The sequence below is a fragment of the Chryseobacterium sp. II3a genome, from assembly GCF_057815135.1.
On sequence record NZ_JBYPZJ010000001.1, the window covers coordinates 496,870 to 511,204 of the forward strand.

14 protein-coding genes are annotated in these 14,335 nt (G+C 35.7%); 11 read left to right on the forward strand and 3 right to left on the reverse strand.

Features of this window, described 5'->3' with window-relative positions; genetic code table 11:
• Positions 1–37: 37 nt before the first annotated feature.
• A complete protein-coding gene (locus AC3HD6_RS02245) occupies positions 38–2,185 on the reverse strand; it encodes an endonuclease MutS2 (protein WP_488894872.1) in 2,148 nt (715 codons plus the stop codon).
• Positions 2,186–2,312: 127 nt separating this feature from the next.
• Here AC3HD6_RS02245 and AC3HD6_RS02250 point away from each other — a divergent pair, with 127 nt between their 5' ends.
• Positions 2,313–2,819: a GNAT family N-acetyltransferase gene (locus AC3HD6_RS02250; RefSeq protein WP_488894873.1), complete on the forward strand. Its 507-nt coding sequence runs from the start codon at positions 2,313–2,315 to the stop codon at positions 2,817–2,819.
• 92 nt (positions 2,820–2,911) lie between these two features.
• On the forward strand, positions 2,912–3,553 hold the full coding sequence (locus AC3HD6_RS02255) for a uracil-DNA glycosylase (protein ID WP_488894874.1): 642 nt from the start codon (positions 2,912–2,914) through the stop codon (positions 3,551–3,553).
• Here AC3HD6_RS02255 and AC3HD6_RS02260 read toward each other — a convergent pair.
• The gene (locus AC3HD6_RS02260) at positions 3,519–4,040 is read right to left on the reverse strand and encodes a hypothetical protein (RefSeq protein ID WP_488894875.1); all 522 of its coding nucleotides are present in this window, start codon (positions 4,038–4,040) and stop codon (positions 3,519–3,521) included. The genes AC3HD6_RS02255 and AC3HD6_RS02260 overlap by 35 nt on opposite strands.
• 19 nt (positions 4,041–4,059) lie before the next feature.
• Positions 4,060–4,551, reverse strand: a complete 492-nt coding sequence (locus AC3HD6_RS02265) for a DUF456 domain-containing protein (protein WP_488894876.1) — start codon at positions 4,549–4,551, stop codon at positions 4,060–4,062.
• Between the two features lie 177 nt (positions 4,552–4,728).
• Here AC3HD6_RS02265 and AC3HD6_RS02270 point away from each other — a divergent pair, with 177 nt between their 5' ends.
• The 9 genes from AC3HD6_RS02270 to AC3HD6_RS02310 all read left to right on the forward strand — a co-directional run bounded on the left by AC3HD6_RS02270 (position 4,729) and on the right by AC3HD6_RS02310 (position 14,333).
• Positions 4,729–5,991 (forward strand): mechanosensitive ion channel family protein, encoded by a 1,263-nt coding sequence (locus tag AC3HD6_RS02270; protein WP_488894877.1) that lies wholly within the window; start codon positions 4,729–4,731, stop codon positions 5,989–5,991.
• A gap of 146 nt (positions 5,992–6,137) precedes the next feature.
• Positions 6,138–6,857, forward strand: coding sequence for a pyridoxine 5'-phosphate synthase (locus tag AC3HD6_RS02275; protein WP_488894878.1), 720 nt, complete (start codon positions 6,138–6,140; stop codon positions 6,855–6,857).
• Between the two features lie 90 nt (positions 6,858–6,947).
• Complete coding sequence (locus tag AC3HD6_RS02280; RefSeq protein ID WP_488894879.1) at positions 6,948–7,727, forward strand: alpha/beta fold hydrolase; 780 nt, start codon at positions 6,948–6,950, stop codon at positions 7,725–7,727.
• Between the two features lie 114 nt (positions 7,728–7,841).
• Entirely contained in the window at positions 7,842–8,060 is a 219-nt protein-coding gene (locus tag AC3HD6_RS02285; protein WP_068944162.1) for a microviridin/marinostatin family tricyclic proteinase inhibitor, read from the forward strand.
• Between the two features lie 89 nt (positions 8,061–8,149).
• A complete protein-coding gene (locus AC3HD6_RS02290) occupies positions 8,150–9,106 on the forward strand; it encodes an MvdC/MvdD family ATP grasp protein (RefSeq protein ID WP_488894880.1) in 957 nt (318 codons plus the stop codon).
• Positions 9,099–10,103 carry an MvdD family ATP-grasp ribosomal peptide maturase gene (locus AC3HD6_RS02295; protein ID WP_488894881.1) on the forward strand — a complete coding sequence of 335 codons (1,005 nt, stop codon included), beginning with the start codon at positions 9,099–9,101 and terminating at the stop codon, positions 10,101–10,103. The genes AC3HD6_RS02290 and AC3HD6_RS02295 overlap by 8 nt, the downstream gene beginning before the upstream one ends.
• A gap of 328 nt (positions 10,104–10,431) precedes the next feature.
• Positions 10,432–11,445 (forward strand): NAD-dependent epimerase/dehydratase family protein, encoded by a 1,014-nt coding sequence (locus tag AC3HD6_RS02300; protein WP_488894882.1) that lies wholly within the window; start codon positions 10,432–10,434, stop codon positions 11,443–11,445.
• On the forward strand, positions 11,442–13,211 hold the full coding sequence (locus AC3HD6_RS02305; protein ID WP_488894883.1) for an AMP-dependent synthetase/ligase: 1,770 nt from the start codon (positions 11,442–11,444) through the stop codon (positions 13,209–13,211). Before AC3HD6_RS02300 ends, AC3HD6_RS02305 begins: the two co-directional genes overlap by 4 nt.
• Positions 13,212–13,277: 66 nt before the next feature.
• Complete coding sequence (locus AC3HD6_RS02310; RefSeq protein WP_488894884.1) at positions 13,278–14,333, forward strand: diphosphomevalonate decarboxylase; 1,056 nt, start codon at positions 13,278–13,280, stop codon at positions 14,331–14,333.
• The last annotated feature ends 2 nt before the right edge of the window (positions 14,334–14,335 follow it).

Below are 14,335 nucleotides of genomic sequence, written 5' to 3' on the forward strand. Positions count from 1 at the left end.
ATTTTCAAATTCTCAACTTAATGCATTTTCAGATAGATTAGATTCTCTCTAATTCATCAGCATTAATTGTTGTTTTGAAAGTTCCGTAATTAACAATCACTTTATTTCTGGAAATTTTTTCAATGGTTCCTACGCTGGTACTTCCGGTAATTCGGACACGCTGGCCTATTTTCATCCATACTTCACGGTCGCTTTTACGTTTTTCCTCCAGTTTTTCGTTGGTTTCAGCAATTTTTTCAATCACCTCTTCCTTCTTAAGCTGTTGGGTGATCTTTCTCTTCACCACCTGAAGGCGTTTGGATTCATCTTTATCAGCACCAATCTTTCTGAATTTTTCCTGTTCGAGCAGTTTTACAAAATCCTTTACAACATCTTTTCTAGACTTTCCTTTTGTATAGCTGTCGATGAAAGTTTCAATCTTGTTTCCGAACTGAAGTTTACGGTGTTCCTCTTCATAAAGCTTTTGGAAATTGAACAGTTTCTGCTGAAGCTGTTCATTCAGTTTTTGGAGATTATCACGTTTGTCTTCTACAGACTCTTTTCTTTCGGCAAGGTCAGTTTTTAGTTTTTCAACCTCATATTTCTCCTGTTGTAGCTTTACAATCGTTTTATCAAGATTCACAATATCATGTTCCACCTTTTTCTTGGCAGAATGAATGATAAACCTTGGGATTTTATTCTTCTCAGCGACTTCAAAAGTAAATGAGCTTCCTGCTTGTCCTACTTCCAGTTTGTACATGGGCTCCAGCGTTTCTTCATTAAAAAGCATGGCTGCATTCTGAGCGTTTGGAAGCTGTTCTATCACCAATTTGATATTCGTATAGTGCGTGGTAATGATCGCAAAACTTTTCTTGTCATAGAAAAACTCCATGAAACTTTCAGCCAAAGCACCTCCTAATTCAGGATCAGAACCTGTTCCAAACTCATCAATCAGTAAAAGCGTATTCGCATCAGCCTCACGGATGATTCCGGACATTTTCTTTAACCTTGATGAATAGGTGGATAGATGATTTTCAATGGATTGATTATCACCAATATCAGTCATGATCTTCTCAAAGAAAAACATCTCGGATTTTGGATGAACAGGAACTAGAATACCACTTTGGATCATTAGTTGAAGCAATCCTACAGTCTTCAGCGTAATCGATTTTCCTCCGGCATTAGGTCCTGAAATACATATAATTCTATTGTGATCCGTTAAAGCCAGGGTCTGGGGATGAATCGTTTTGTTCTCTACCTTGTTTCTTAACCATAATAAAGGATGGAAAGCGTCCTTCAGTCTCAATGTTCTATGGCGGTTGATTTTAGGAAGTATACCATTGATCAGGTCTGCAAACTTAGCTTTTGCTCTTACCAGATCAAGATCAAAAATATACGCCTGATATCTCCAAAGTTGAGGTTGAAATTCTGCAAGCTCTGCAGTAAGGGTTCTTAAGACTTTATCAATCTCTTTTTTCTCTTCTTCCTCATTTTCACGAAGCTTGAAATAATGCTTTACAACACTGTCTGGCTGGATGTAGGTGATAGATCCTGTTTTTGAAATTCCCAGGGTTCTTCCCGGAACTCTTTTTTTAAATCCTGATTTTACCGCCAAAACCCTTTGGTCGTCAATAATTGTTTCCCGTATATCATCCAAAAAGTCACTCTGTCCGTAGGTGGTCAGAGCACGGTTGAAATTTTCCTGAATCGCTTTTTTAGCATGCTGGATCTCAGTTCTTATTCCTCTTAAAGCCGGAGAAGCCTCATTTTTTACCTCACCAAAACGGTTGAATACCTTGTCTACCTTCTCGATGATCTCTTTTCTGAATTCCAGTACAGAAATCTCTTCCAGTAAAGTAGGAAATGTTTCCGGCATGGTAGGGAAGAACTTTTGTAACCTTCCGATCTGTTCCGTGATGGTTTTTATTTTGATGAAAGCACTGTTTTCCAGACGGTAATTCTCAATCAGCATCAGTTTCAGCTCACTTTCAATATCTTCATATTCATCAAACGGAATCGCATTTGAACTTTCAAAACTCGACAGATATTCTGACGTTTTTTTCAATGAAAGTTCCGCCTCGTCAATTTCCATCGGACGAAGTTGAAGAATTTTTTCTCTTGTTTTGGGAGAATACGCAAATGGGGAGATTTCCGCGAGCAATTGCGGAAACTCTAATTCGTCTAAATCTTCTTTATCTATATACACAATGCAAATTTAGTGAGAATTTTGATTATTACGTATATTTGAGCGATTTACAAAATAGATTAATGCAGAATGATTCCCTATTCTGTATTTCTTTTCAGAGATTTGAGGGTAATTTTTAATGAAAAATATGAAACTGGAAACAGAACGTCTGATCTTAAAAGAGATTAATGAAACCCATACAGAAGATATTCTGCGTATCAGAAGTAATGAAATAACCAATATGTATGTGAAAAGGAGATCTCCGAAAACCAACTATGACGCACTGGAGTTTATTTTACATATCAAAAAAGAAACTCAGGACAAAGAGGTCGCTTTTTGGGGAATTTCATATAAAGATTCCTGGAATCTTATTGGAACGATATGTCTTTGGAATTTTTCACCAGACAAAAAAACGGCAGAAGTGGGATATGAATTATTACCTGGTTATCACAGAAAAGGAATTATGTCTGAAGCGCTGAGTGCTGTTTTAGAGTATGGATTTCATAAATTAGGGTTGCAGCAGATTGTAGCCATTACAAGCAGATTTAATGAAAATTCAAAAAAACTACTTTTAAAATATCATTTTATTCTTGAAGAGGGTGAAAAGGATGAACATAATCCGGACAATATTATTTTTAGATTAAATAGAGATTAATTGTCGGATGAAACAATATTTCCATAAAAGAAAAGTGAAGATATTTAAAGTATGAGTTGTGCTTTTATTTTAATATTAATTACTTTTGCAATATGACCTGGACAGAAATTTTAGCCCCGATAAAAAGTACAGAATACTTTAAAACCCTTTGGGAAAAAGTAAAGAACGAATATGCAACTACTAAGGTTTTTCCACCTAAAAATCAAATCTTCAGAGCATTGGAAATTACATCATTTGAAGATGTGAAGGTAGTGATTATCGGCCAGGATCCTTATCATAATGACTTTCAGGCAAATGGTTTATGCTTTTCTGTGTCTGAGCAGGTGACAGCACCGCCATCCCTTAAAAATATTTTTATTGAATTAAAAGATGACCTTGGCGTAGTAAGAACTTCCAAAGAATTAGATGATTGGGGAAAACAAGGGGTACTTTTATTGAATGCAACGTTAACGGTTCGTGCTCATTCACCTAATTCTCATAAAGATCTCGGCTGGGAAACATTTACCAACTATATCATCAAGGAAATTTCAGATAAAAAAGAAAACGTAGTTTTTGTATTGTGGGGAGCATTTGCACAAAAAAAAGCCGAACTTATAGATCCGGCTAAGCATTTTATATTGAAATCGGCACACCCATCGCCATTCTCTGTTTATAGAGGATTCTTTGGAAGTAAACCATTCTCAAAAATTAATGAGTATCTTATTTCCAAAGGGAAGGAGGCGATTTCTTGGTAGTATCTGATGATGCTTTGTTCTTTTTAATACTGACTGCTATTTTATATTTTCCTTTTAACTCTTCAGTTCCACCTGATTTAGGGTAAGGATTGACTTCTTGGAGTGTGATGGTGTAACCATTAAATTCAGCAGATTGATGATAGTTTTTGTTTGGGAAATCCATGCTGGCAAGATTCAGGAGTACAGGCCGGGTAGAGGTTCCCATAACTTCAATTTGAGCAAGAGCAGCTCCGGCCCAAATACAGTTTACCCCTTCAGGGCAGCGGCTGTCTTCGGAAATTCCTTTGAATGTGATGTTCATTTTATACTCCAAAAGGAACTTATTTTCCCCCACTGTCAGATAGATGAGGTCATTCTTTTGTTCATCAGACGATTGGGTATGGGTTGTCATTTCAGGAGTTTTTGTTTCTGCTTTTGTTTTCTTTTGGGCTTCGCATCCTGTTAATGCGAAAATTCCCAGGCTAAATAAGAGGGCTTTATGAAGCATGATTTTTTCTTTTTTTGAGTTAAATAATATCAAACATATTAAGGAGTACTACCAAAAACATTGCCACACCCACTACAAAACTGAACCCTGTACCATAAATAAACCCAATTAAAGCACCTTTAGTGGACTGTAAGGCTTTGTTCATGTCTTTGCTGTCGTGAAGCATTTCTCCGATAAATACCCCTGCAAACATACCGATAAGGAAGCCTAATGGAATCGGAATAAAAATTCCGACAATAGTCCCTACTACCGAACCAATACTTCCCCAGCGGGTCCCACCATATTTTCTGTTGGTTCTTGCGGGAATTACATAGCTTAAAACCACAGAGGCAGCTGTGAGAATCCCAAAAGCCCAGACATAGATCATCGGAAGATCAGCATCTGTACCGAATTTGTAAATCAACAAGCCGCAAATACTTAATAGCAGACCCGGTAAAACAGGGAGAAATGTTCCTAATATGCCGACAAACAATAAAATAAGACAGAGAATATTAATGACAGTTGTATCCATTCTTTAAAATATAAACGAATATATGAAACCTTAGTCATTCAACAAACAGGCCTAAGTATGAAAATACAGGAGATTTTTGAATAGTTTAACGGAAATTTACAACCAGCTTTATATTTTGGGCTGAAAATTGATTGGGAATAGCAACATCATCATTCTTAATTTTATAAATTTGCTGTAATGAAAGACGAAATACAAGATACTAGAGATTTTTTACAGAATATCAGTGATCAGATCCATTATTTTGTGAGGGATCACGTATATTCTGATCTGGCACTTCCCATTCAGATTATGCTGAAATTTATATTTCTGGCAGGGATGATTTATATCTTGGATTTTATTTTTAAATTCATTGTCAATACTATTTTCAAATTCTTTTTTGATAAAGAAAAGTTTCCTATTTTAAAGTCAATTTATGATTCAAGAATTACAAATTCTGTGGTTCATTTAGGAGCATTGAACTTTGCCGGATATGCTTTGTTTTCTGTTTTCTACAGACATCCGAAAAGCTTTGCATTGCTGGAAATGATTGTGGGAGTAGCAACTATTTTTGTGATAGCAGGATTATTATTTAGAGCCTTAACAGCTTTTAGAAATTACTTTGTGATTAAGCAGGATTACTACAAGATCATGACGCTTAATGCTATTTCGGAAAGTGTAAAAATATTTGGAATCTTTGTCCTTTCTGTAATAGGTATCTGCTTGATTTTTGGAATTAAAGGAGGAACAATTTTAGGAAGTCTTGGGGCAATAACTGCAGTTCTGGTACTTGTTTTCAGGGATACTATTCTGGGATTTGTTACCGGGATTCACGTAGCTACTTCCAAGAATTTAAAAGTAGGTGATTGGATCAGTATTCCCAAATACAGTATAGAAGGAAATATTACGGAAATAAGCCTTTTAACTACTAAAATCACCAATTTTGATAAAACAATTTCTACCATTCCTACGTATGATTTCCTGACTACGGAGATCAAAAATATGCAGGTAATGTCTGAATCCAATAACAGGAGAATAAAGAAATCTATTTACTTTAATATCAATTCCTTTAAGTTTCTTACTGATGAGGATATTGAGCGTCTAAAAGACATTAACCTTATTGCAGACTATCTGGAACAAAAAAGAGGAGAAATCAGAAGAGAAAAAGAAAGCCTGAACAATAATGATAAGACTATCAATGGAAGACAGCTTACCAATATCGGGGTTTTCAGGTATTATGCACAGAAATATATTGAGAACGATCCTGATGTCGAAAAAAATGCAACGAGAATGGTTCGTCAGCTGGAAATTACTCCACAAGGACTTCCGCTTGAAGTGTATTGTTTTGCGAATGATTCAAAATGGGAACATTTTGAGCAGATCCAGGCTGATATCTTTGACCATCTACTGGTAGCATCCAAAGAGTTTGAACTTCAGGTAATGCAGGTAAGTGTTAAAGTTTAAAAGAGAAAGTAATACTTGCTCAAAAAATAAATTCAATTTTAAATGATAAAGAAATTAGAACGTGAAAAAGAAGTAATAAGTCTGGCTCAACTTCCAGCCCCATCTTCCATCTTCTAACTTCTTCTATCTAACATCTAAATATAAAAATGACAAAACTAAGCGTAAACATCAATAAGATTGCGACATTAAGAAATGCAAGAGGAGGTGAAACACCAAGTGTGACAGAAGCAGCTATAAAGATTCAGGAATTCGGTGGTCAGGGAATTACGATTCACCCACGACCGGATGAAAGGCATATTACAAGAAAAGATGTGTATGATCTGAAGCCATTGGTGACGACTGAGTTTAATATCGAAGGAAATCCACATCAGTCTTTTATTGACATGGTGTTGGACGTGAAGCCAGAGCAGGTAACTTTGGTTCCGGATGCAGATGATGCTATTACTTCTAATGCAGGCTGGGATACTAAAAAACACCTGGATTATCTTACGGAAATTATTGCAGCATTTAAAAATGCAGGTATTCGTACTTCTATCTTTCTTGATCCTTTGCCAGAGCTAGTAGAATATGCTGCTAAAACTGGAGCAGATAGAATTGAATTGTATACAGAGGCTTATGCAAAAAACTATGTATCCAATAAAGAACAGGCGATCAAACCTTATTATGATACGGCTGTTGCAGCTAATGAATTTGGTTTAGGGATCAATGCAGGTCATGATCTTAGCTTAGAAAATCTAAAATATTTCGCAGACAATATTCCGAACCTATTAGAAGTGTCTATTGGGCATGCTTTGGTTTCTGAAGCATTGTATATGGGCTTGGAAAATACGGTTCAGTCTTATTTGAAAAGATTGGCGAAATGGTAAAATAGATGCAGACGTTGAACGTAAGCCTTAATGATGAACATGTATTCTGCGTCTTGTGGAATCTATATCTAAATCTGTTATTTTAAAAATATGGAAATCTTAAACTCAAAAATATTTGGCGAAGAATTAACTGCTACGCCGCTTTTAGTATTTCATGGATTGTTTGGAATGCTTGATAATTGGGGAAGCTTTGGAAAAGATCTTGGAGAATATCTTCCGGTACACCTAATTGATCTTAGAAACCATGGAAGAAGTTTTCATTCCGATGATATGTCACATGATGATCTGGCGGATGATATTGCCCGTTATATGGCACATTATGGCATTCAGAAAGCTCATGTTTTAGGGCATTCCTTAGGAGGGAAAGCTGTGATGCAGTTTGCTCTGAAGTATCCTGAAAAAGTAGAAAAACTAATTGTAGTAGATATTTCGCCAAAAGCATATCCACCGCATCACCAGGGAATTATCAAAGCTCTTGAAACAGTAGATTTCAACACGGTAGCTTCAAGAAATGATGTGGAAGCTGTTTTGAACCAGTATATTCCAGAAAAATCAACAATACAGTTTTTAACCAAGAATCTGTACTGGGACGATAACAAAAAGCTGAATTGGAGATTTAATCTTAAAACACTTTCTGAGAAGTATAATGAATTTGTATCCAATGCTGTGAAATTTGGCGTTTTTGAAGGCGAAACTTTGTTCATTGCAGGGGAGAAGTCCAACTATATTTTACCACAGGATGAATATGGGATCAAGCAGCAATTTCCAAAAGCTAAAATTGTTATGGTTAAGAATGCAGGACACTGGGTTCAGGCTGAAAATCCTGTTGATTTTGCTATTGTTGTTAAGGATTTTCTCGGTTTGAATTAATAATATACTTTATATTGAGATAATATGTTAAAATTATCTTAAAGTATTAATTTATTTCTCCATAAGTTGAAATTTTTGTACATTCGATTATCAAATAAACAAACATATTAACTTATGGAAAACAAAAACTCAAAAAAGAAACCGTTTTTCGCGTCATTTCTTGAAAAACAACTTAAAGATCCTGAAACAGTAAAAGGAGGAACGATTATTACAATTCCAGAGAGAGATGTTATTACAAAACCGATTATCGATGATGTAACTTCTAAGTTAAACGATATGGAACATACTATGAAATATCCTTCTGATGGAGATGATGATTCAGCTGAATTATAAAATGATTATTTTATAGTAACATATTAACAAAATTGTAACAAACGGGGAAACTTAACATCTTAAGTTTCCCTTTTTAATAAAATCGGCAAATGATTCTCTGTATCACTCACTCGCAGGATTTTTATACTATTGATCTTTTCTTTCAGTACATTTCTTCTAAAAATATTCCCTATTTCAGATTGAATTCTGATCGACTGAATCATTTTCAGAAGATCAGTATCTACGAGAGCTCATTTGAGATAACGGATGAGGAAGGAAATTCCATCCATTCCAATGAAATTACAGGAGTATGGCATAGAAAAGCATGGCGGATCAGTGTTCCTGAAGAATTGGACCAGGAATACGAGAAAATTTTTCTGAATGAATATGGAAGTTTCCGTTATAATCTGTTTACGCACTTAGAACATCTTCCGTGGATCAATCCTTATGAACAGGAAAAGAAAATCGATGCAAATAAAATGCTTCAGCTCAAAATAGCCGGCAAAAATAATCTAACCATTCCTTCTACTATTTTTTCCAATGATGAAGATAAAGTAAAGGCTTTTTTTGACCAGCATTGTTCAGGAAAAGCGATTGCCAAACTTCATGGGGTCACCCGGAAAACAATGAGTGGTGAAAATCTAATCTCCACGATGATCATTGAACAGGAAACACTGGAGAATCTTTCAGATATTATCTACTGTCCCATGATTTTTCAGCCTTATATCAATAAAGAATATGAATTGAGAATCATGTATGTAGATGGGGAATTTTTTACGGGAAAGATCAACAACAGTGAAAATGCAGATTGGAGGGTCGGTCATGAAGATTATTTCTGGATAACCTATGAACTGCCTGATGAAATCAAAGCCAATCTGACCTCTATGATGAAGGAAATGGGATTGTATACCGGCGCTATTGATATGATCCGTGGGAAAGATGGGAAATATTATTTCCTTGAAGTCAATCCGCAGGGAGAATGGGGAATGCTTCAAAAAGAACTGGGATTTCCTATTGCAGAAAGAATTGCCGATCATCTTATCAAAAGAATTAATATCCATGAATAAAATTTTAATTATAACACATACTGCAGATAATTTTTCCATTGAAAAAGTAACAAAATATATTGAAGAAAACCATTGTGAAGTCATTCGCTTTGATGTTGACTTATATCCTTTACAAAATAAATTGTCCACTGTTTTTCAGAATGGGGAATGGGTGACTGTGCTTGAAACAGCTGAGAAAAAATACCGTTTAGATGATATTTCAGCAGTCTGGTACCGCCGGGCTTATAATATCGGTAAAGGATTGAAAGACGAAATGGAGGCTAAGTTCTATAGTGCAGCTATGGGTGAGATTCGTAATACTTTATTTGGATTCTTTGAATCTATTGATGTTTACTCATTAGGAAAACCCAGTATTTACAGAAGGCTTGATAGTAAAGAAGAACAGCTTAAAATTGCTCATAAAATAGGGCTTTCCATACCGGAAACCTGTCTGACTAACAATCCCGAAGAAGCAAAACAATTTATTCTGAAACATCAGAATGTGGTTGCCAAGATGCAAACAGGATTTGCGATCTATGAAGACGGAGTAGAGAATGTAGTATTTACTAATGTTGTAAGAGAAGATAAATTGGAAGAACTGGATTCACTGCTGTATTGTCCGATGCAGTTTCAAAAAATGATCCAAAAGAAGAAAGAACTTCGTGTGACTATTGTGGGAAGAGAAATCTATGCTTTTGAAGTGGATTCTCAACAATTTGAAGATGCTAAAGTTGACTGGAGGAAAGATGGGGTTAATCTGCTTGATAAATGGACCCAGACAGAATTACCTACAGATGTTAAAGAAAAGCTTCTGGAGCTTCTTGATGTTTACAATGTAGATTATGGAGCCATAGATATAATTGTTTCTCCTGAAGATGAATATTATTTTATAGAAATCAATGCTGCCGGAGAATTCTTCTGGCTGGATAATCTTACGGAAGGAAATCTTATCTCTAAAAGTATTGCAGATGTGCTTTGTGACAAAGTGCCGAGAAGAGATAATATTGTGATGGTATAAATGATTAATTTTTTTATATAGTAGTCCTGGAAGTTTTTTAGCTTTCAGGGCTTTTTTTACCACCCTGTCAAAAACTTAAGTGTTCAAAAACTTTTGTGCCTTTGACTTTGTGGAATCTTCGATTTGTGGTTAAAATAAAATTATTCTGTATTTAAAATTCATATTTTCTGATTTCCAGAATGATAATATTGGTTAAATAAAGTTGAATTTTGCTTTAAAAATCGCAAATTTGCAAAAGCAGTTTTTAGGGTAACTTTTGCAGGAACCTCAAGAATTGCCGGATAGAAAATATTGTCATATTTTAGTCAGCAATCAAGTAACATAATTAATGGTTTTTGTAACGGGTGCAACTGGGATTCTGGGAAGAATAATCGTGCTGGAACTTCTTAAAAGAGGTAAAAATGTACGTGCTTCCAAGAGACCGGGCAGCAATTTAAACGAAGTAAGGCATTCATACGGCTTTTATACAGAGAATCCTGATGATTTTTTCAATAAGATCGAATGGATAAATGTAGATTTTGATGATATTGATTCTTTAAAGGATGCATTAAATGGAGTAGATGAGGTGTATCATTGTGCTGCAAAAGTAAGTTTTCATCCCAAAGATGAAAAAGAGATGTACCACACTAATATTAAAGGTACTGAAAACTTGTTGTATGCCTGTGAAGGATCAGGTGTTAAAAAGTTTCTGCATGTAAGCTCTGTAGCTGTTTTAGACAATTATAATGAAAAGGGAGAGCTGGACGAAGGTTCTGATTTTAATCCGAAATTGGAGCACTCAGCCTATGCTATTTCCAAACACCTATCTGAAATGGAAGCCTGGAGAGCTTCTGCTGAGGGAATGAATGTTGTCATCATTAACCCTGGAATGATCGTGGGAAGCGGAAACTGGACACAAAGCAGTGGTGAGCTTTTTTCAACTTTTGAAGATAATAGCTTTACGTTTGCAGGCGGATCCGCTTATGTAGATGTGAGAGATGTTGCTAAAACGGCCATAGAACTTATGGAAAACAATATTTTTGGAGAACGCTTTATCATCGTTTCCGAAAATAACAGGTATGCCGATCTGGCCAAACAGATCAGAACCCAATTGGGGCTTAAAGAGGCCAGAATTCTTTCAAGATCAATATTAAACATAGGGAAATGGGCTAATATCCTTTTCGGATGGTTAATTCCCAAGCTGAAAATGGCTACAGAATCCAATATTGAAGCAATCTCTTCATTCAACACTATTTCCAATCACAAAGTCACGGAGAAACTGAATTATCGGTTTATTCCCATCCAAGAAAGTATCGACTTTCACCTGAACAATTATATTAACGACAAAAAGCTGAAGAAATGAATCTTGCAGAGGCAATAATCCTTAAAAATGTAGAAAAACATCCTATAAAAGCGGCAATCGGCTTTAAAAAGAAAGAAGAAGCCTGGAAAGAGCTGAGCTGGAAAAAATTCAGTGAAATTATTTTTAAAATGGCCAATGCTTTAAAAGAAGCAGGAGTTCAGGAAAACGATAAAGTGGCTATTTATTCAGACAATTCATCTGAATGGATGATTATGGATCTGGCTGCAATGGCTATTGGAGCAATTACAGTTCCTATTTACTCTACCAATAATGCGGAGCAGGCAGAATATATCATTAAAGATTCAGAAGCTAAGGTGATCCTGGTAGGAAACCAAATGCAATATGATGCCTGTCTGGAAATTTTACATCATGAAGATAACCATCTTGAAACCATCATAATTTCTAAAAAAGCAGTGTGGATCAAGAAAGAACTCAATAGTTTTTATCTTGAAGATTTTATTGCAAAAGCTTCCTCAGAACTGGAGATTTGTAAGAAGGAAAATGAAGATACGGCAACGTTGATTTATACTTCCGGAACTACAGGAACCCCTAAAGGGGTGATGCTTACCCATGGGAATTTCATCAAAGCTTTTGATTCTCACTTTGAATTTTTTAAATTTAAAAACTTTGAAGAAGAACTTTCACTGGCATTTTTACCATTAAGCCATGTGTTTGAAAGAAGCTGGAGCTTGTTATGTCTTTATGGCGGCGCGAGAGTTTATTTCCTTGAAGATCCGAAAAATGTAGCCAAAGCTTTGGAAGAAGTAAAACCTACTGCAATGTGTGCAGTACCAAGATTCTTCCAAAAAGTATATGCGGGAGTGCTGGAAAAGGCAGAAGAAGGCTCTTCACTGAAGAAAAAGATCTTTGACTGGGCTTTAAAAACCGGATGGGAAACTGCAGAACTAAGAAGAAATGAAAGACCGGTTCCTTTTGGATTAAAATTAAAAGAATCCGTGGCAGATATGCTGGTCTTCAGTAAGATCAAAAATAAAATGGGCGGAAGATTGTGGTTCTTACCTTGTGGAGGAGCCTCATTATCACCTGAAGTAACCCGATTCTTTGAATCAGTGGGCATTCATGTTACTGTTGGATATGGTTTAACAGAAACTACAGCTACTTTAACACTATTTCCTTTAACTCATTTTGAACATGCTACGAGTGGAAAACCACTTCCAGGAGTAGAAATCCGCATTGGGGAAAGTGATGAGATCCAGGCCAGAGGAAACGGAATCATGAAAGGGTATTATAACAGACCTGAAGAAACTGAAAAAGTATTTACAGAAGACGGTTGGTTTAAAACCGGTGATGCAGGTAAAATTGATGATAAAGGTAACCTGATTATTACAGACAGGCTCAAGGATCTGATGAAAACTTCTAACGGGAAATATATTGCTCCACAGCAGATTGAAAACCTTCTGACTAATAATAATTTTATTCAGCAGATCATGCTGGTAGCAGAAGGAAGACAGTTTGTATCTGCTTTAATCGTTCCAAATTTTGAGTTTTTACAGGATTATATTAAGAAAAATAATATCCCTTTCACCAATTGGGAAGAAGCCGTAAAAAATGATAAGATCATCAGTCTTTATAAAGAGAAAATCAAAGAACTGCAAACCCATCTTGCCGATTATGAAAAAGTGAAGAAATTCACACTAATGCCGGCAGAATTTGATATCAATACAGGAGAAATTACTCCAACATTGAAAGTAAAAAGAAATGTGGTTCTTAAAAAATATGCGGATATTATAGAGAAAATGTATTAATCTATTTATAAGTCACAAAAAACGCGAAAGTTTTAAACACTTAAGTTGCATCACTTAAATTAAACTATGACAACACAATTTATAGGAAAAGAAAATTTTACCATTCATACACACACGGTTTCAGAGAGCTGCCCTTCTAATATTGCCCTGATTAAATATTGGGGAAAATATGAGAATCAGATTCCGGCTAATCCAAGTATCAGTTATACTTTAAACCATTGTAAGACGAATACAACTATGGAGTTTTTAGCAGATGAACCTTTCTCTGTACAAACATTTTTGGCTGGAAATGAAGAAGTGAAGTTTGCTGAAAAAATTGAAAAATACTTCAAAAATATCGAGCAGTATTTACCTTGGATTTTAAAAGGAAAATACATTATCAGAACAGAAAATACCTTCCCGCACAGTTCAGGGATTGCAAGCTCTGCATCAGGATTCGGAGCTATTGCTAAATGTCTTATGGCATTGGATGAAAAATTTACAGGGAAAACCTCTGAAGAAGAATCTTTGAGAAAAGCATCATTTTTATCCAGATTAGGAAGCGGTAGTGCATGCAGGAGTTTATACAACGGATTGATTGTTTGGGGAGAAACAGGAGAGGTTCAGGGAAGCTCTGATCTATTTGCTGTTCCTTATCCTGAGGCTGAAATTCATGCAGTGTTTAAGAGCTTCAATGATTGGGTATTATTGATTCATGAAGGTCAGAAAAGTGTTTCTTCAACAGTTGGACACGGTCTGATGAATACCAATCCATATGCAGAAAGAAGATTCCAGGAAGCAAGGGAAAACTTTGTTCCGATGAAGGAAATTCTGAGAAGCGGAGATATGGAACGCTTTATCAAATTGGTAGAACATGAAGCTCTTACTCTTCACGCCATGATGATGATGAGTGATCCAGCTTTTATCCTGATGAAAACAGGAACTTTAGAGGTAATCAATAAAATCTGGGATTTTAGAAGAGATACTGGTCTGCCGTTATTTTTTACTTTGGATGCAGGTGCCAACGTACATCTTTTATTCCCAAGTGATACTTCGGAAGAGCAGATCAAAACATTTATAGAAGCTGAATTACTACAACATACTCAAAAGAATGGGGTAGTGAAGGATGTAATGAAGTTTTAAAA